This is a genomic window from Nocardia otitidiscaviarum NBRC 14405 (assembly GCF_000308635.1).
In the GTDB taxonomy this organism is placed as follows: Bacteria; Actinomycetota; Actinomycetes; order Mycobacteriales; family Mycobacteriaceae; genus Nocardia; species Nocardia otitidiscaviarum.
This window is the reverse complement of record NZ_BAGD01000097.1, coordinates 37,323-57,014: the sequence shown is the minus strand read 5'-3', so window position 1 is coordinate 57,014 and position 19,692 is coordinate 37,323. Positions and strand designations below refer to the sequence as shown.

The window sequence follows — 19,692 nt, the reverse complement described above, 5'->3', positions numbered from 1 at the left end:
CATTTTCACAACTCGTGGCAGGCTGTGAACGTGCGGAGTGTGCTGGAGCCGACTCGCCGGACCAAGGTCTCCGGTGTCCGTCAACTCGCAAACCGCGATCTGACGCAGGTATTGCGCGTGCTCGACACCGATCCGGTGGCGAGCTGCATGGTGGCTGCCCGGCTCCAGGAATACGGCCTGGATACCCGGGGCGGCTACGGGGAGCTGTGGAGCCGCGGCGGACCGGGGAATTCGCTGTGCTTCTCCGGGGCGAATCTGGTGCCCCTGCGCGGCGCCCCCGATGATCTGCGGGCCTTCGCCGACCGTGCGGTCCGCGGCCCCCGCATCTGTTCGTCCATCGTGGGCCGCCGGGAGCTGGCGCTGCCGCTGTGGGAGTTGCTGGCGCAGCGCTGGGGTCCAGCGCGGGAACTGCGCGCCGAACAGCCTCTGCTGGCCCTGGATCGCACCGCGAGCGCCGCGCCGGATCTACGGGTGCGGCGGGTGCGGCCCGAGGAGCTGGACCGCTACCTGGTGGCCGCCATCGCCATGTTCACCGAGGAGATCGGGGTCGATCCGCGCGCGGGGGACGGCGGCCGCAGCTATCGCCGCCGTGTCGCCGGTCTCATCGAATCCGGACGGGCGTGGGCGCGTTTCGAGGACGGTGAGGTGGTCTACAAGGCCGAGGTGGGTTCGCTGTCCCGGCGCACCGGCCAGATCCAGGGCGTCTGGGTGCATCCGGAGCGGCGGGGCGCGGGCGTGGGCACCGCGGGGACGGCGGCGGTGGCCAATGCGGTGGTGGCCTCGGGGCGGACCGCGAGCCTGTACGTGAACTGTTACAACGAGGTCGCCCGGCGCGCCTACGCCACCGTCGGATTCCGACAAATCGCTACATTCGCGACAGTGCTGCTGGACTGACCGCGCGCCGCGGTGTGACGTGTCCGGCGAAATCCGTTCGGGTGCAGTGTGTCACCGCCGGTTTGCGGGTGGTTACCTCTACCCTCGGTGCCGATGTCGACGCGACTGCTGACCCTGCTCGTCGCCGCGGCGGTGACGCTCGCCGCGGTCGGATGCTCCACCGCCCGACAGCGTCCGGTGACCACCGCCGAGGCGTTCTTCGACGCCTTCGCCCGCCATGAAGTGACCGCCGCCGCCGAACTCACCAACCTGCCCGAAAAGGCAGGCCCGGCATTGGCTTCCGCCTGGGAGAAGCTACAGGCCGAGGGGCTCGAGGTGACCACCGGCGACACCCGCGTCTCCGGTGACACCGCCACCGTCGACTACACCTACGCGTGGCGGCTGCCCCGCGACCGCACCTGGACCTACGACGGCCAGTTGCAGCTGGGCCGCAGCGAGGGCCGTTGGACGGTGCGCTGGACCTCGTCGAATATCCATCCGCGCCTGGGCGATACCCAGACCCTGGAACTGCGTTCCATCCCCGCTCCGCAGGCCCGCGTGAACGAACGCTCCGGCAGCGACGTGCTGATCCCCGGCACCGTGCACCGCATCGTCTTCACCCCGGCGCAGGCCCGCGATCCCGCCTATGTCGCCGATGCCATTGCCGCCGCGCTGAATCCGATCCTGCCCAAACTCACCGGCGACGGGATTCTGAAGGCGGCGCGCAAGGCCGACGGCGGGGTGTATCCGGTCGAGGTGCTCACCGAATGGGAGTACAACCTGGTGGGCGCGAATCTGCTCGGTCTGCCCGGGGTCACGGTGTCCCGGCAGTGGGATATGGTCGCCACCGATCGCGATTTCGCCCCCGACCTGCTCTCTCAGGTGCGCAAGAGCATTATCGACGATGTGAACGGCCGGGCGGGTTGGAGTGTGGTCACCCGCAATCGCAATGGCGTGGACACCGGCCTGCTCACCGAGGTGCGTCCGCAGCCCGCGCCGTCCTTCTCGCTGAGTCTGGACCGTTTCGTGCAGCTCGCCGCGCAGCGTGCCGTGGACGCGCGCCGGGAGCAGGCCATGATGGTGGTGTTGCAGCCGTCCACCGGTGCGATTCTCGCGGTGGCGCAGAACCGGGAGGCCGATCGGGACGGTCCGGTGGCCACCTCCGGTTTCTATCCGCCCGGTTCGACCTTCAAGACGGTCACCGCCGCCGCGGCCATGAACACCGGACTGGCGACGCCCGATACCGTGCTGCCCTGTCCGAGCCGAATCATCATCGGCGAGCGCACCATTCCGAACTACAACCTCTTCACCGTCGGTGATGTACCCATGGCCACCGCCTACGAGCGCTCCTGCAACACCTCCTTCGCCAAGCTGGCCAGCCGCCTGCCCGCAGACGCCCTGCGGTCGGCGGCGGCGCAGCTGGGTATCGGACCGGATTACACGGTGGTCGGCCTGCCGACGATCTCCGGTCAGGTGCCGGAGTCGCAGGACATGGTGCAGCGCGCGGAGGACGGCATCGGCCAGGGCAAGGTGGTGGTGAGCCCGTTCGGCATGGCCCTCGCGGCCGCCACCATCGCGCACGGTTCGGCCCCGGTGCCGTATCTGATCTCCGGGAACAAGACCACCGTCGACGGGCAGCGGCCACCCATCGATCCGGAGGTGGTGGCGGGATTGCGGCGGATGATGCGCCAGGTCGTCACGGGCGGTACCGCGGAACGCATCGCCGATCAGGGTGAGGTGTACGGGAAGACGGGTGAGGCCGAGGTGGAGGGCGGCTCACATTCGTGGTTCATCGGTTACCGCGGGGATATGGCCTGGGCGACGCTGCTCGTCAAAGCGGGCAGCTCGGACAATGCCGTGGCGGTAACCAGGGAGATGCTGACAGCGCTGCCACCGGGTTATTGACCCGGGAGCGATCAGCGGGTGGACTGCGTCTGAATGGAATATCGGCCCGAGGCGAGCTTCACGCAGGCGGCGGGTCGCACCACGCCCCCGTCGGCCTCGAGTACGACGGGCTGGTGCTGGGACAGGTTGCGCACCGCGGGCGCGGGACTGGATTCGTCACCGAGTAGCTCGCTGGCTCCGGTTCCGGCGAGGATGATCCCCACCGTGGTGATGAGCAGAAAAGCCGAACGTTGCATGTCCTACTCCCTGGATGTGGGGCGAGTGAGGAGACCCGAACGGTCCGTTTCGGTAAACCGGTACTGCTTTAGGATTGGCTGACTGTTTGCCGCCGAAACAAAACGTTAGATCGCTCTCATTGACGGCACAACCCATGAGTGCGCTCCCGCACACCCGTCCAAATGCAGTGATGCAGGTCACATACCTAAAAGTAGGTTCGGAAAATTTTGTCCGAACCGCGAGGATCTCTCGACTCGCGTCTCAGGGGTCGCGTCTCAGTTGTCGCGACGCAGCGTCGCGGCGAGATGGTGTTGCAGCGGCTGTCCGACCGCCGCCATGCGCAGCGTGTAGTCCAGGGTGTCGCCCGACAGCGCCAGCGAGCGGCCGAGCGCCGTCACCGATTTGGCGGTGCTGCTGCGGCCGATGCTGGTCGAGTCCAGTTCCATGCGCAGGCCGTCGCCGTCGGCGACCAGGCTGCCCTCGCAGATCTCGGTGATCCCGGTCGGGTGGGCCAGGATGAGTTCGATGCGATCGGGGCCGTTGGGCCGCAGGTAGCCGGTTTCGGCGTGCAGGGGCCGACTGCCGTCGGCGGCGCGGGTGCGCTGCCGGTAGGTGAGGAACGGGCGGCCGACATGGCCGAAGTGCACTTCCTCCAGATAATCGAACGAGTCGATGGTCGGGTACTCGCCGTGTCCGCCGCCGCGCCAGGTGCCCAGCAGCGGGGCGAGATGGGCGATATCCGGATGGGGTGCGACGGGGGTCTGGGGATCGAGCACGGCGGTCAGCATAGTGCGCCCGACCGGCGACCGAGTGATCTCGACGCGCGTCGGCGGAAGTTTTTCGCGCAAGGGGACTGGATGGGCGGGGCGGCGTTCGACGGTCAGCGGCGACTGGCCCGCCGGTAGCCGATGGCGGCGGGCACCGCGAACAGCGCGATCGCGCTCATCGACCAGATCAGGGTGAGGGTCAGCGGCCGGGCGAGCGCCCCGCCCTCGGCGAGGGCGCGCATGGTGTCGACGGCGACCGACATGGGCTGGTTGCGCACCACCGGTTGAATCCACTCCGGATAGGCGGGCAGCGGGACGAAGCCGGTGCTGAAGAACATGAGCAGCGAGGTGATGATGGTGATGCTCTCCACCAGCGTGGCCTTGGCGGTGAAGACGGCGATGGCGATGACCAGGGTCGCGAAGGCCAGCCCGAACAGCACCGGCAGCGCGAAGAACGCCAGCGTCGCCAACGGCCCCTGATGGAACCGGAAGCCCAGCGCCATCCCGAAGCCGATGATCACCACGGTGCCGCCGAAGATGCGGCAGCCCTCGGCGATGATGCGGGCGGCCAAGCCGGAGGCGCGGTGCACGGGCAGCACCCAGAAGCGGGCGAGCAGCCCGGCATTGCGTTCCCGCCCGAGCATGACGCCGCTGGCGATGGTGCCCGACAGCGCACCGACCAGCGCGACCATCGGCACCGAGCCGTAGAGGGCGCTGCTGCCGGTGAACTTCTCGATCTGGCTGCCCACCACGATGTCGAGCATGAGCAGCAGCAGGCACGGGATGATGAGCGTTTCCAGCAGTGTCACCGGATCGCGCAGCCAGCGCAGCAGCAGCCGCTGCACCTGAATCCACGTGTGGCGCACCAGCGCGACAGGGGAGCCCTCGGCTTCGGGGGCGATGGTCGTGGGTTCCGGCATGGAGATGGCCATGTCACGACCTCCGCGTGTTGAGCCGAATCGTGCAGACGAGCGAGACCGCGATGATGGCCAGCGCCCACAGCAGCGGCGGACTCATGAGCGACCAGGTCACCGCACCGGCATTGCCCAGGCTGTCGCCGCCGAGGGCGCGCAGCCCGTACGCCCACTGCGAGACCGGCTGATTGCGCACGAACGGCTCCACCCAGTCCGGGAACTGGTCGGCCGGGGCCAGACCGGTGGAGAGCATGCCGAGAATCAGCGGTGGCAGCACCAGCAGCTGGGTGGTGGCCTCGGGACTCTTGGCGGCGGTGCCGATGACATCCGCGCCGAAGCAGAAGGCGATGCCGATGAGCAGGCCCAGCGCCAGGAAGCCGACCGTGTGCAGCGGCCCGCCGTGGAAACGGAAGCCGATGGCATGGGTCGCGATCAGCGCCGCGGTCAGGGCGACGAGCAGGCGGAAGATATTGCCGGACATGCGTGCCGCGGTGGGCACCAGCGGGTGCATGGGCATGGCGTCGAAGCGCCGGTCGAGTCCGGAGACCGCGTCGGTGGCGGCGCGGAAGGCGGCCGAGATGGCGGCGAAGGATCCGGCCTGCAGGATCACGATCGGTGCCATGAACTGCGCGTAGCTGCTGAATCCGGTGCCCGCGAAGGACATCAGCCGGTTGAGCGGAATATAGAAGCTGATGGTGAACACGATCGGCGCGAACACCATGTTCAGGATGTCGCCGCTCTTGACGGCGGGCACGATGAGCCGCACGCTCAGCACCCACCACTGCTGGAGGGTGGCGGGGGTGGCGCGGACGCTGCTGACGGCGGTCACGATCGCGCCTCCGCGGTGTCGGCCTCGGCGAGATGTCCGGTGAGGTTGAGGAATACGTCGTCGAGTGAGGGGCGGCGCAGCGCGATGTCCACCAGTTCGATGCCCGCGCCGTCGAGTCGGCGCAGCGCCTCGGCGAGGGTTTTCGCGCCGTCCGGGGCCGGAATGGCCAGTCGGTCCGAATCACCGGTCAGGGCTTGGCGACTCGACGCGGGCACCAGGCTGTCGAGCGCGTTGACAATGGCCGCGAGGTCCTCCATGCGCAGCGGCACGATCTCGCAGTAGCTGCCGCCGGTGCGGGATTTGAGTTCGTCGGCGGTGCCGTCGGCGATGACCACGCCGTGGTCGATGACGATGATGCGGTCGCAGAGGGCGTCGGCCTCCTCCAGGTACTGCGTGGTGAGCAGGGTGGTGATGCCGTGTTTGCGGAAGCCGCCGACCAGATCCCAGACCCCCTGGCGGCTGCGGGGATCCAGTCCGGTGGTGGGTTCGTCGAGGAAGACCACCTCGGGCCGCACCACCAGCCCGCAGGCGATGTCGATGCGCCGGCGCATACCGCCGGAGTAGGTGCCGACGCGGCGACCGGCGGCCGCGGTGAGGTCGAATTCGCCGATCAGTTCGTCGGCGCGGGCGCGGGCGGCGCGTTTGCGCAAGCCCATGAGCCGCCCGAACATGACCAGGTTCTCGTAGCCGGTGAGGGCGTCGTCCAGGGCGGCGAACTGTCCGGTGAGCATGATGCCCCGGCGCACGGCCGCGGCCTCGGACACCACATCGTGCCCGGCGACCACGGCCCGTCCGGCATCGGGGGCGATGAGGGTGGACAGAATGTTCACCGTGGTGGTCTTGCCCGCGCCATTGGGTCCGAGGATGCCGAGCACCTCGCCGGGCGCGGCCTCGAAGTCGATGCCGCGCAGGGCCCGGACGCTGCCGAACGATTTCTCGACGCCTTCGACGACGACTCCGCCGCTGCTCATAGCCTGCCTCCCAAATGTCGGTCGAGGACGCGGGCGACGGTCGCCAACGCTTCCGGGGTGGTGAGTTCGTCGTGGCTGACCTCGATGTCCACGCGGGTGATGTCGCCGGTGATGTGCGGTCGCCAGCCGTCGGGTCCGAAGATCTCCGAGGTGTCCACGGTGGCGTGGAAATACAGTGCGTCGCCGTGGAATACGGGTCGGCGGTAGCCGGTGCGGGTGCGGGCGGAGGCATTGTAGGAGGCCGCCATGCGTTCCAGGGTGGCGGCGTCGACCAGGTTCACCCCGCCCATGCGGTCGCGGATCAGCTCCGCCGCCTGTTCGGCGCTGGCCTCGGCCGGGATATCGGTCATGCCGAAGACATGGCCGAAGGTGGCGATGAACGCCCCGGCGCTGAGTGTCTCGATGCTGTCGCCGTCGATATCGGCGGTGTCGGCGTCGAGCAGGGCCAGTACGCCGAGTTCCGCGCCCTCCTGCTGGAGGCGGGTGGCGACGGCGTGCGCGATGAGCCCGCCGAAGGACCAGCCGAGCAGGTGGTACGGACCCTCCGGTTGCAGGCGGCGGATCTCGCGCACGTAGCGGCGCGCGAAGTCGTCGATGTCGGCGGCGGCGGGCTCCCCGGACAGGTCGGGGGCCTGGAGTCCGTAGATGGGCCGCCCGGGGGCCAGGGCGTCGGCCAGCCCGAGGTAGGTCCAGGCGATACCCGAGGAGGGATGGATGCAGAACAGCGCCGGTTCGGTGCCGCCGGGCCGGATCGGCAGCACCACGTCGAGTCCCAGCCCCGGCGTCGAATCGGCTCGAGCGGCAGTGGCTTCGGCCGCGCGGTCGGCGAGGTAGCGCGCCTCGTCCGCCGCTGCCTCCCGGGCCGCCGGGGTGTCGGCGAAGGCCGCGGCGGCGGTGAGCGCGTCGCTCCACAGCCGGGCCAGCGCCGCCACCGCATCGCTGCCCAGCAGGGTTGCGGGATAGGAGAAGCTGGCCTGCAACCGGTCGCCGACCACCACGGCATTGATCTCGAGCTCGGCCGTGACGGCGACCCCCAGATCCTCGGTGGCGTGCAGGTCCCCGAATTCGTCGGTGGGCAGCCAGCCGAGCCCCTCCAGCCCGGCCGGGATATCCGCGGCGGCGTAGCGGCCCAGGTAGTTGAAACCGATGCGCCCGGGCACCCGCTGCGGAAGATGTTGTGCGGTATCGACATTCAGGTAGCGCAGCAGGCCGTAGCCCACACCCTTGTCCGGGACGGCCAGCAACTGGTGCTTGACCGCGCGAACGGCCGTGCCCAGGGCGGGGCCACCGGTGCGGGCATCGTCGATGTCGATGCCCGGCAGCTCCAGCCGCAGCGGATAGACGCTGGTGAACCAGCCGACGGTGCGGGACAGATCCGCCCCTGGCACGATCTCCTGCTGCCGCCCGTGGCCTTCCATGCGGATCAGGACGGAGTTCTCCGTGCTGGAACGCCACCGCAGCACCGCCAGCGTGAGGGTGGCGAGCAGCGCGTCCTCCACGCCGCCGTCGAACAGTCCGGGCAGGGTGGTGAGCAGGGCGGTGGTGGTCGGTTCCGGTAGTTCGATCTCGACCGTGCGCACGCTGTCCACACGATCGACGGCCGGGTCGAGTTCACGTCCACCCAGCGGCGGGTCGGGGGTGGCGGCGACGGCGCGCCAGTGGTCGAGTTCGGCGACCCGGTCGCCGCTGCGGGCCTCCTCGGCGAGTGCGTGCGCCCAGCGGCGCATGGAGGTGCCCGGTTCGGCCAGCACGGGGGTGGCCCCGCCCGATATCTGCGCCCAGGCCGCCATCAGGTCGGGGACCAGAATGCGCCAGGACACGCCGTCGATCACGAGGTGGTGGGCGACCACGATGAGTCGTCCCGCCCGTTCCGGAGCGTCGGGGTCCAGCCAGACCAGTTGCAGCACGCGGCCCGCCGCCGGATCGAGCCGGTCGAGGGCGGCCTCCACCTCGGTGACCGCGTATTCGCGCAGCTCGACGGAATCGGCGGCGGCACCGAATTCGATGCGGTGCACCAGCGCGTCGACATCGACCGCGCCCGGCGCGCGGGTGGACAGCCGCCAGTCGTCCCCGTCGCGCTCCAGTCGGGCCCGCAGCATGTCGTGGCGGTCCACCGCGGCCGATACCGTGGCGACGAGCTGTGTCCGGGTGATGCCGACCGGCAGTTCCAGCACGGCGGTCTGGGCGAAGCGGTGGAAACTGCCGCCGCGTTCGGTCATCCACCGCACGATCGGGGTGAGTGGCATATCGCCGACCCCGCCGCCGGGCAGCTCGGCCAGCACGACCGCCGTGTCGGTGGCGTCGGCGATCTCGGCCAGCGCGGCCACGGTGCGGTGTTCGAACACCTGCAGCGGGGTGAGTTCCAGTCCGTGCAGCCGGGCCCGCGACACCAGTTGGATGGCGAGGATGCTGTCACCGCCGAGGGCGAAGAACGAATCGTGCACACCCACCCGTTCCCGGCCCAGCAGTTCGGCCATGATCCCGGCCAGGGCCGCCTCGGTGGGCGTGCCGGGTGCTCGGTACTCCGTCTCCGCCTCGAACACCGGGGGCGGCAGGGCTTTTCGGTCGAGCTTGCCGACGGCGGTGAGCGGCACGTGGTCGAGGAGGACGAAGGCCGAGGGCACCATGTAGCCGGGCAGCGCGTCGGCGGCGTGTGCGCGCAGCGCGGCCACATCGAGGTCCGCGCCCGGGGTGGGCAGGAGGTAGGCGGCCAGGGCGGTGGCCCCGCCGGGACCCGGAACACCCAGTGTCACCGCGAATTCCACATCCGTGGCACGTCCCAGTACGGTGTCGATCTCGCCGAGTTCGATGCGCTGGCCGCGCACCTTCACCTGGAAGTCGGTGCGGCCCAGATACTCCAGCCGCGGCGCCGCGGCGGAGCCGACCCAGCGCACCAGATCGCCGGTCCGGTACAGGCGGTCACCCGGCGCGCCGTACGGGTCGGCCACGAACCGCTGCGCGGTCAGCCCGGGCCGGGCGTGATAGCCGCGCGCCAGGGCCGGCCCGGCGAGATACAGCTCACCGGCCACCCCGAGCGGCACCGGGCGCAGCCGGTCGTCGAGCACCAGGGTGCCCGCGCCGCGGATCGGTCGGCCGATGGTGACCGGGGCGTCCACCCGCAGCGGTTCGGAAGCCGTTGCCCAGATGGTGAATTCGGTCGGACCGTACAGGTTCACCAGGGTGCGTCCGGGCGTCCAGCGCTCCACCAGTTCGGCGCTGATCGCCTCCCCGGCCACGGCCAGCACCCGCACCGTCGTCACCGCCTCCGGGTCCATGGTGGCCAGCGCGGACGGCGTGATCACCAGGTGGGTCACCCGTTCGGCGGCGATGAGTTCGGCCAGCGCCGTCCCGCCGAAGGTCTCCGGGGCGGCGACCACCGCGGCGCCGCCGAATCCGAAGGCCATCAGCGCCTCGAAGGCGGAGGCGTCGAAACTCGGTGAGGCCACCTGGAGCACGCGGGCGTGCTCGTCCAGGTCGAGCAGTTCACGCTGAGCGGCCACCAGGTCCGCGATCCCGCGGTGTGAGACCGAGACGCCCTTCGGGGTGCCGGTCGAGCCCGAGGTGTAGATGAGCCAGGCGGGATTGTCGGGATGCGTCGCCGCGAGGTATTCGCCCCCGCTCGGGGTGGGGTCGTCGGTCGGCGCGTCCAGCAGCAGCCAGGTGGTGGCGGCGGGCAACAGCGGCCGGTGCGCGGTGGTGGTGAGGCCGAGCGCGCACCCGGAGTCGGCGAGCATGTGCTCGATCCGGTCCACGGGGTGGCGCGGATCGACGGGCAGGAACGCCGCCCCGGTCTTCGCGGTGGCCCAGAGCGCGGTGAGCAGCGCCGCGCCGCGCGACAGCGCCAGTGCGACAACCTTTTCCGGCCCGGCTCCGCGTTCGGCGAGCCGGGCGGCCAGGGCGTCGGAGGCGGCGTTCAGCTCCGCGTAGGTGAGCGTGCGGCCGTCGGCGACGACGGCCGGTCGGTCCGGGTGCGCCGTGGCGGTCGCCACGAGAACCTGTGCGAGGGAGGTGATTCCGACGGTTCGCGGGCCGCGCACCGGCACCAGGGCCGCGCGTTCGATGTCGTCGAGCAGATCGATGTCCGACAGCCGGATGTCCGGGTCGGCGACGACGGCGGCCAGCACCCGCCGCCAGCGCGACACCAGCAGGGCGGCGGTGGCCGCGTCGAACAGATCGGTGGCGTAGGTCAGCGTGCCGTCGATTCCGGCCGGTTCACCCTCCGCCCTTCGTTCCAGCAACTCGACGGTGAGGTCGAACTGCGAGCCGTCGCGCCGCACCGGTTCGACGGCGACGGTGAGGCCGGGGAATTCCAGTTCCGGCGCGGTGAAGTTCTGCACCGACAGCGATACCTGGAACACCGGTGCGTGCGCCGTGGACCGCGCGGGCTCCAGCACCTGAACGAGGCGTTCGAACGGCACGTCGGCGTGGGCGAAGGCATCGAGATCGGTGTCGCGCACCCCGGTGAGGAAATCCCGGAAGCCGCTGTCCGCGTCCACCCGGGTCCGCAGCGCGACCGTGTTCACGAACATGCCGACGAGTTCGTCGAGGGCCGCCTCCCCGCGACCGGCGACGGCGGTGCCGATCACCACATCGGCGGTTCCGGCCAGTCGGGCCAGCAGCACCGCCAACGCGGCGTGCACCACCATGAACAGGCTGGTCTCGGTCGTGCCCGCCAGCGCCGCGAGCGCGGTGTGCGTTTCGGTGTCCAGGATGAACGGCAGGTCCCGGCTGCGCATGCTCTGCACCGCCGGGCGCGGGCGGTCGGCGGGCAACTCCAGCACATCCGGAATCCCGGCCAGCCGCTCACGCCAGTAGCCGAGCTGGCGGCTGGCCAGCGACTGCGGATCGTCCTCCGCGCCGAGCAGGTCCCGTTGCCACAGCGCGTAATCGGCGTACTGCACGCGCGGGGTGGGCAGCGCGGCGTTCGCGCCGGAGATCCGGGACAGGTAGGCGGTCACCAGGTCGGCGGCCAGCGGGGCCATGGACGCGCCGTCCGCGCTGATGTGGTGTACGACCAGGACGACGACGTGGGCGGTCGGCACCCGGAACAGGCCCACCCGCACGGGGGCCTCGCGGATCAGATCGAATCCGGTCCCGGCGAGTTCGGCGATCCGATCCCGCAGCGGCGCACCGTCTTCGGTCTCGACCACGGTCAGCTCGGGTGCGGCGCTGTCCACGGTCACCACCACCTGACGCGGTCCGTCGGCGTCGGCCGGATAGATGGTGCGCAGCGTCTCGTGCCGTCCGATCACATCGTGCACGGCCGCGCGCAGCGCCGAGACGTCCAGTTCCCCGGTCAGCCGCAGCGGTGCGACGATGTTGTAGGCCGCCGAGTCGGGATCGAGGCGGTTGAGCACCCACATGCGCTGTTGGGCGGGGGAGAGCGGCACCCGGTCCGGCCGCAGTCGCGGGGCCAGGGCGGGGCGGTCGGGTGCGGTGCCCGCGGCCGGGACGACGCGCGCCGACAGCCGCGCCACCGTCGGCGCGTCGAACAGATCCCGCAGCGCCACCGTGGATCCCAGCGCCGCGTTGACCCGCGCCACCACCCGGGTGGCGCTGAGCGAATCGCCGCCGAGTTCGAAGAAGGAACGGTCGATGCTCACGCGGTCGGCGCCCAGCACCTCCGCGAAGACGGCCGCCACCGCGGTCTCCACCGGGGTGCGCGGGGCCAGATACCGCTGTGCGAGGGTCGCGAAATCCGGTGTCGGCAGGGCGTTTCGGTCCAGCTTGCCCACCGGGGTGAGCGGGACGTCGTCGAGTTCGACGAGGTAGCTCGGCACCATGTAGCCGGGCAGCGCCGCCGCGATGCGGGTGCGCAGCCCCTCCGTGTCCAGCTCCCGCTCGAGCTCGGGCGCGGCCACCACGTACGACACCAGCACGGTGTCACCGGTCGGCCCCGGAAGTCCCACGGTGGCCGCGTATTCCACCTGCTCGTCGGCGGCCAGCACCGCGTCGATCTCACCGAGTTCGATGCGCAGCCCGCGAATCTTCACCTGGAAATCGCTGCGCCCCAGGTACTCCAGCTCCAGGGTCGGACCCTGCGGCCCCTTGACCTCGATCCAGCGCACCATATCGCCGGTGCGGTACATGCGCACCCCGGGGGCGCCGTACGGATTGGCCACGAATCGCGAGGCGGTGAGCGCGAAGCGGTTGAAGTAGCCGCGCGCCAGCTGCGGGCCCGACAGATACAGTTCACCGGTGATACCGAGGGGCACCGGACGCAGCCAGCTGTCGAGCACCATGGCCCCCGCCCCGAGCACCGGCGCGCCGATGGTGATCTGCTCCCCGGCCCGCAACTCGCCCGGGCCGGTCGCCCACACGCTGAATTCGGTGGGGCCGTAGAGGTTCACCATGCGCCGGTCGGCCGACCAGGCCGCCACCAGCTCCGGGCCGACCGCCTCGCCCGCCACCGACAGGCAGCGCAGTGCGGGCAGCTCGCGCGGATCCATGGTGGCCAGCACCGACGGGGTGATGACGGCGTGGGTGACGCCCTCGGTGCGCAGCAGCCGCTCCAGTTCGCCGCCGCCGTACACCTCCGGCGGCGACAGCACCAGCCGCCCGCCCATACCGTGCGCCATGAGCAGTTCGTGCACGGAGGCGTCGAAGCTGGGCGAGGCCACCTGGAGGGCGCTCGCCGTTTCGTCGAGATCCAGGGAGTGCCGCTGGGTGGCGACGAGATTCGCCAGACCCCGGTGGCTCAGCAGCACCGCCTTGGGCTTGCCGGTGGAGCCGGAGGTGTAGATGAGGTACGCGGTCTGGTCCAGGGTGATGGGTCCGCCGCGTTCGGCGTCGGTGACGGGCGCGTCGGAGACCGTCATGGCGCGGCGGATTGTGTTGAGATCGTCGAGCAGCAGCCAGTCGATGGACCCGGGCAGGGTTTCGCCGACCGCGCACACCGTCACGCCGATGGGAGCGCGGGAGTCGGTGAGGATGTGCTCGATGCGTTCCACCGGATAGTTGGGGTCCAGCGGCAGGAACGCCGCGCCGGTCTTGGCCAGAGCCCACACCGCCACCACGGATTCCACCGAGCGGGTCAGCGCCAGCACCACGAAGACCTCGCGGCCCACGCCCCGGCGCAGCAGCACCCGGGCGAACCGGTTGGACCACGCGTCCAGGTCGCGATAGGTCATGGTGAGGCTGCCCGCGCTCACCGCGATGCCGCGCGGGTCGACGCGTGCGCCCGCGGCGAGGATGTCCGGCAGGGTGCGCATGGGCACCGGATCGCCGCCGCGCACCGGCAGCAGCGCCCGGCGTTCGGCGGCATCGCAGTGCTGGAGCTGGGCGATGCGGCGGTGCGGGTGGGTGGCGATCTGGTCGAGCAGGGCGACGAAGCGGTCGAGCAGCCGCCGCGCCCCGGCCTCGGGCAGCTGGTCGGCCAGGTATTTCACGCAGACGCGCAGGGATTCGGAGCCGTCGCGGTCGCGCTGCGGAATCACCATGAGGTTCAGCGGATACGGCGTGGCATCGGTGCCGGATACGTCCAGGATGCGCATGCCCGCGATATCCAGTGCCCGCGAGAGGGTTTCGCGGTCGATGGGATAGGACTCGAAGACGGTGAGGGTGTCGAACAGTTCGGGCAGCCCGACCGCCTGGTGCAGGGCGGCCAGCCCCATGTGCTGGTGGTCCAGCAGTCGCGCCTGTTCGTCCTGCACGCGCGCCAGCAGATCGGCCACCCGTTCGGCCGGGTCGAGTCGCACCCGCACCGGCAGCGTGTTGATGAACAGTCCGATCATGTCCTCGACGCCGCTCAGCTGCGGGGGACGCCCGGAGACGGTGCCGCCGAACACCACGTCGGTGCGGCCGGTGAGCATGGCGAGCAGCAGCGCCCAAGCGGCCTGGACGGCGGTGTTCACCGTGGCCCCGGTGGCGCGGACGGTGTCCTCCAGCCGGGTCAGCGCCCGCGCGTCGATATCCGCCGACACCGTGCCGGACTCGGTGGAGGCGATATCCGCGAGGGTGGGCACCGCGCGGGTCGGCCCGTCCACTCCCGCGAGCGCCTCCCGCCAGGCGGCCAGTGAGGCGTCGTCGTCCTGTTCGGCCAGCCAGCCCAGGAAGTCGCGATAGGAGTGCGGTGCGGGCAGCCCGGCCTGCTGCCCGGTGACGGTGGCGAGGTATCCGGCGAGCAGTTCGCGCACCAGCAGCGGGGTCGACCAGCCGTCCAGGATCAGGTGGTGGTTGGTCATGAGTAGCGTGTACGCCTCGGCGCCGGTGCGTACCAGGGTGAAGCGCAGCAGCGGCGGGCGGGTCAGGTCGAAACGAGTGCCCGCGTCCACCTCGACGATGCGCTCGAGTTCGCGTGGGCGATCGGTCGACTCCGGAAGCTGGGTGAGATCCATTTCCTGCCAGGTGATCTCGGCGGACCCGAGAACCAGCTGCCGGGGCCCGTCCGGGGTTTCGACGAAGGCGACGCGCAGCACGTCGTGCCGGTCCAGCAGCGTCTGGGCGGCGGCGCGCAGGGCGGGCGCGTCCACCCGGCCCGCCAGCGACAGCCGGGTCTGCACCGTGTAGCCGTCGGCGGTGTCGTTGTCGTAGCGGGCGTGGAACAGCAGCCCGTACTGCAGCGGTGACAGCGGCCAGATATCGGTGAGCGCGGGGTAGTCGCGATCCCACGCGTCGATCCGGTCCTGGGGTACCTCGACCAGCGGGAAGTCCGAGGGACTGTGCCCGCCCGCCCCGGTGCCGCGGGCGTGCGCGGTGAGCGCGGCCAGCGCCTGCGACCACAGGTCCGCGAGTTCGCGCACCTGGGCGTCGGTGAGGATGCGCGCGGCGTAGGCCCAGGTGACCTCCAGCCCGGCCGCGGTGTGCAGGGCATTGACATCGACCACGGCGGCCAACGGTGCGCGATCGTCCTGAGTGGCGGTGAAACGCCGTGGCAGCCAAGCACCTTCACCACCGGCTCCGGTGCGGCCCAGGTAGTTGAAGCTCAGGTGCGGGGTGGGTGCGTCCGCGAGCGCGGCCGCCGTCTCCGGGACGAGGTAGCGCAGCATGCCGAAGCCGACACCCTTGTCCGGAACGGTGCGCAGCCGCTCCTTCACGGCCTTGAGCGCCGCACCCGCCGCGGGTCCGCCGTCGAACGCCTCGGCGATATCGATCTCGCCGAGCTCCAGCGCCACCGGGTAGACGCTGGTGAACCAGCCCACCGTGCGGGAGATGTCCGCGCCGGGCAGGATGACATCCTCCCGCCCGTGCCCCTCCAGGGTGAGCAGCGTATCGGTGCGGTCGCGCCAGCGCGCCCAGGCCAGCGCGAGCGCGGTGAGCAGGGCGTCGTCCACGCCGCAGTGGAAGCGCTCCGGTATGAGTTCCAATGCGGTGGAGGCAGTTTCGGTGTCGACGACGGTGACGACCTGCCCCATGGTCGCGGTCGTGTCGAATTCGGGATCGAGCGCCCGCAACCCCAACTCGCCCTGCGGTGTCGCCGCCATCCGCTGCCACAGCGGCAGTTCCCCGACCCGCTCGGCGGCATGCTCCACCTGCCCGTGCGCCCACCGCCGGAACGAGGTGCCGACCGCCTGCAACGGCACCCCCGCGTACGCCAGCGCCAGATCCGGTAGCAGAATCCGCCAGGACACCCCGTCGACCACCAGATGATGCAGCACCATCCACAGCCGCGGCGTGTCCTCGGCACGCTCCATGACCACGAACCGCGCCACCGTCCCGGCCGCCGGATCGAGCAGATCGGCGGCCCGCCGCAACGCGGCTTGCTCGTCGTCGGCCTCGGAGTCGGCGGCGACGGTGACGTACTCGACGAGCGCCGCGGCCTCCACCGTCCCGGGCGGCTCCACCAGCCACTCCCACCCGTTCGCCCGGCCCGTTGCCGCTGCGTCGTCGCTCGCGCGGTGAATCAGGGTGCTGCGCAACAGGTCGTGGTGGTCCACCAGGGTTTGGATCGCCGTGGCCAGGCGGGCGCGGTCGAGGTCTCCGGGCAGGTCGATCAGGGCGGCCTGGGCGAAGCGCGGCCAGGTGTCGCCCTGCTCGAGCATGGCGTGGACGATCGGGGTGAGAGGGATCGGGCCGGTGCCGCCGCCGGGGAGTTCGCGCACCTGGAGTGCGGTGACGTCGGTGGCGGCGGCGGCCAGGGCGGCGACGGTCTTGTGCTCGAACACATCCCGGGCTCGCAGCCCCAGACCAGCGGCCTTGGCGCGGGCCACCAGCTGGATGGCGACGATGCTGTCGCCGCCGAGGGCGAAGAAGTTGTCGTCCGCGCCGACCTCGTCCAGTCCGAGCACATCGGCGAAGACGGCGGCGAGGGCGCGCTCGCGCGGCGTGTCCGGGGCGCGGCCGGCACGGGCGCGGGTGCCGAAATCGGGTGCGGGTAGCGCCTTCCGGTCCACCTTGCCCGCCGGGGTGAGCGGCAGGCTGTCCAGCACCATGATCGCCGTCGGCACCATGTAGCCGGGAAGGTGTTGCGCGACGGTGGCTTTCACCGCCTCCGGATCGACCGCCGCGGCGGGGTCGGCGCGGACGTAGGACACCAGCGCTGTGGCTCCGGTCGGGGTGTTCGCGCCGACCGTCACCACCATCTCGACGCCCGGATGCCGCGCCACCGCCGCATCCACCTCACCCAGTTCGATGCGGAATCCGCGCACCTTCACCTGGGTGTCGCCGCGCCCGGCGTACTCCAGGCGCCACGTTCCGGCGACCGCCCGCCAGCGCACCAGATCGCCGGTGCGGTACATGCGCGCACCCGCCGCGAAGGGATCGGCCACGAAACGTTCCGCGGTCAGGCCGATGCGCTGGTGGTAGCCACGCGCCAGTCCCGGGCCACCGAGGTACAGCTCACCGGTCGACCCGGGCGGCACCGGCCGCAGCCAGGGATCCAGTACCACCGCGCTGACACCGCGCGCGGGTCCGCCGATGGTGATCGGATCACCCGGGGCCAGGGGCGCGCTCAGCGTGGCGGTCACCGTCGTCTCGGTCGGCCCGTACCCGTTGAGCACCCGACGTCCGACCCAGCGCGCGACCAGTTCCGGCGGACACGCCTCACCGCCGACCACCACCGTGCGCACCCGGGGCAGCGTCTCCGGTTCGAGCGAACCCGCCACCACCGGCGTCACATTCAGGTGGGTGACCTCGTGCGCGCGCAGCACCCGCGCCAACTCCTCACCCGCGTAGGCGGCGGGCGGTACCACGGCCACGGTCGCGCCCGCCGCGAAGGCGACGAGCAGCTCCTCCACGGAGATGTCGAAGCTCGGCGACACCGCGTGCGCCATCACCGCGCCCGCGTCCACACCGAAGGCCGCGCCGGAGCCGGTGGCCAGATTCGCCAGGCCGCGATGGGTCACGCCGACGCCCTTGGGCAGCCCGGTGGAGCCGGAGGTGTAGATGAGGTAGGCCAGCTGGTCGATGTGCAGCGGCGAGCGCCGGTCGGCATCGGTCACCGGCGTGAAATCCGCTGCGGCGAGCGCGGATTCGGTGTCCGCGTGGTCCAGCACCAGCCAGCGCACCCGGTCGGGCAGCCCCGCGCGCGCGGCGGCGACGGTCACCCCGGCCACCACGCCGCTGTCGGCGAGCATGTGCTCGATGCGGTCGACGGGATAGTCCGGGTCGACGGGCACGAACGCGGCCCCGGTCAGCGCCACCGCCCACATGGCCAGCACCGACTCCGCCGAGCGCGGAATCGACACCGCCACGGCGCGTTCGGGTTCCGCCCCGGCGGCGATGAGCACCCGGGCCAGCCGACGGGTGTACTCGCTCACCTCGCGATAGGTGAGCACGGTGTCGTGGGCGCGCAATGCCACGGCCGCGGGATCGAGCGCCACCCCGGCCTCGAGCAGTTCCGGCAGCGTGCGGGCCGCGGTCCCGGCCGGTCCGCGTGCGGGGACGAGTTCGCGCTCGTCGTCGGCCAGCACGGTGAGCCCCGCCAGCCGCGTATCCGGTCCGGCGGCCAGGAACGAGCGCAGGTAGGCCAGGAACCGCCCGTGCAGCGACACCAGCTCGGCCTCGTCGTAGCGGTTCGGGTTGGCCTGGAAGTCGATGTGGGTGCTCTCGCCGCCCACCCCGGGGTAGACGTTGACGAACAGATCCTCGATGAGTCCGGAGGTGAGCACGTGCAGCCGCCCGGTCACACCGCCGAGCCGGATGCGGCTGTCCACCAGCATGAGATTGACCGTCGGCCCGAACGAGCCCACCTCGTCCATGGACCAGCCGAGGTCACGGACGATGTCCTCCTGCCGGTACCGCTGCCGCCGCAGCGCCGCCGTCAGCTCGCTCTGGGTGGCGCGGATCAGCTCGTCCACGGTGCGGGTGGGTGACTGCCGCAGCCGCAGCGGCACCACATTGGCCATCATGCCGCCGGAGCGGCGCAGCGCGGCGGTGGTGCGTCCGGAGACCGGCAGGCTGAGTACGACCTCCGGCGCACCGGTCAGCGCTCCCAGGAAGGCCGAGAAGGCGGCGACGATGACGGGTGCGGCGCTGGTGGACAGCCGGGCCACCAGCTCGTCGAGCAGGGCGGCGGTATCCGCGGGCAGGGCGCGGCTGAGCAGCCGCGGATGGGCGTCCACCGCATCGCTGTGACGACCCAGCCGCACCGGTTCGGCCAGCCCCGTCAGATGCTCCCGCCAGTACTCGCGGTCGGCGGCGATGCGGTCCGAATTCCGGTACGCCGCATCGGCGTCCACGATCCCGCGCAGATCCTCGGCCCGGCCCGGCGGGATCTCGCGCCCCGCCGCGGCGGCGTTGTAGATCTCGCCGGTGCGCTGCAGCATGGTGAGCGCGCCGACGCCGTCGAGTGCGATGTGGTGGAAGCGCGAGTACCAGAACCAGCGGTCCTCGCTCAGCCGCAGCATGGTGACCTGGCAGAGCCGGTCACGCAGCGGGTCCAGCGGCGCGGTGTACTCCGCGCGCATCCAGGCGTGCGCGGCCGCCTCCGGGTCGGGCGCCGAGCGCAGGTCGACCGTGTCGATGGCGTCGTCGAGCGTGGTGTCGACGACCTGGTAGGGCAGGTCGTCGAGTTCGAGCAACCGCAGATAGCCGGTGCCGAACTCCTGACCCGCCCGGCGGGCCGCCGCCGCCAGCAGTGCCACGTCCACCGCGCCGACGAACTCGACGTATTGGGCGATGGAGACGGGCGTGTCACCGGCGAGGTGCTGGGCGAACCAGATGCCGCGCTGTGCGGCGGACAGCGGGAAGGGCGCGGCCGGACCGGTGGCGGCGCCGACCGGGGCGGGGGACAGGGCGGAACTCGAAACCATGAACAGTCCTGCGTGCTGGTGAGATAT

General features: G+C 71.2%; 8 protein-coding genes. 2 read left to right on the top strand and 6 right to left on the bottom strand.

The window, feature by feature from the left end:
* Window positions 1-30 precede the first annotated feature (30 nt).
* Window positions 31-894: a GNAT family N-acetyltransferase gene (locus tag ON31_RS20965; RefSeq protein WP_244961307.1), complete on the top strand. Its 864-nt coding sequence runs from the start codon at window positions 31-33 to the stop codon at window positions 892-894.
* A 93-nt stretch (window positions 895-987) separates the two neighbouring features.
* Complete coding sequence (locus tag ON31_RS20960) at window positions 988-2,778, top strand: penicillin-binding transpeptidase domain-containing protein (RefSeq protein WP_039816058.1); 1,791 nt, start codon at window positions 988-990, stop codon at window positions 2,776-2,778.
* Between the two features lie 11 nt (window positions 2,779-2,789).
* Here the strand turns inward: ON31_RS20960 and ON31_RS20955 are convergent, their stop codons facing one another.
* The 6 genes from ON31_RS20955 to ON31_RS20930 all read right to left on the bottom strand — a co-directional run bounded on the left by ON31_RS20955 (window position 2,790) and on the right by ON31_RS20930 (window position 19,665).
* Window positions 2,790-3,014, bottom strand: a complete 225-nt coding sequence (locus ON31_RS20955) for a hypothetical protein (protein WP_029929955.1) — start codon at window positions 3,012-3,014, stop codon at window positions 2,790-2,792.
* 255 nt (window positions 3,015-3,269) lie between these two features.
* Window positions 3,270-3,782, bottom strand: a complete 513-nt coding sequence (locus ON31_RS20950; protein ID WP_051037548.1) for a peroxynitrite isomerase — start codon at window positions 3,780-3,782, stop codon at window positions 3,270-3,272.
* Between the two features lie 92 nt (window positions 3,783-3,874).
* Entirely contained in the window at window positions 3,875-4,693 is an 819-nt protein-coding gene (locus ON31_RS20945) for an ABC transporter permease (protein ID WP_081592616.1), read from the bottom strand.
* A 1-nt stretch (window position 4,694) separates the two neighbouring features.
* Window positions 4,695-5,504 carry an ABC-2 transporter permease gene (locus tag ON31_RS20940; protein WP_039816056.1) on the bottom strand — a complete coding sequence of 270 codons (810 nt, stop codon included), beginning with the start codon at window positions 5,502-5,504 and terminating at the stop codon, window positions 4,695-4,697.
* A complete protein-coding gene (locus ON31_RS20935) occupies window positions 5,501-6,475 on the bottom strand; it encodes an ATP-binding cassette domain-containing protein (RefSeq protein ID WP_039816054.1) in 975 nt (324 codons plus the stop codon). The genes ON31_RS20940 and ON31_RS20935 overlap by 4 nt, the downstream gene beginning before the upstream one ends.
* Window positions 6,472-19,665, bottom strand: a complete 13,194-nt coding sequence (locus ON31_RS20930; RefSeq protein WP_039816053.1) for a non-ribosomal peptide synthetase — start codon at window positions 19,663-19,665, stop codon at window positions 6,472-6,474. The genes ON31_RS20935 and ON31_RS20930 overlap by 4 nt, the downstream gene beginning before the upstream one ends.
* Window positions 19,666-19,692 lie beyond the last annotated feature (27 nt).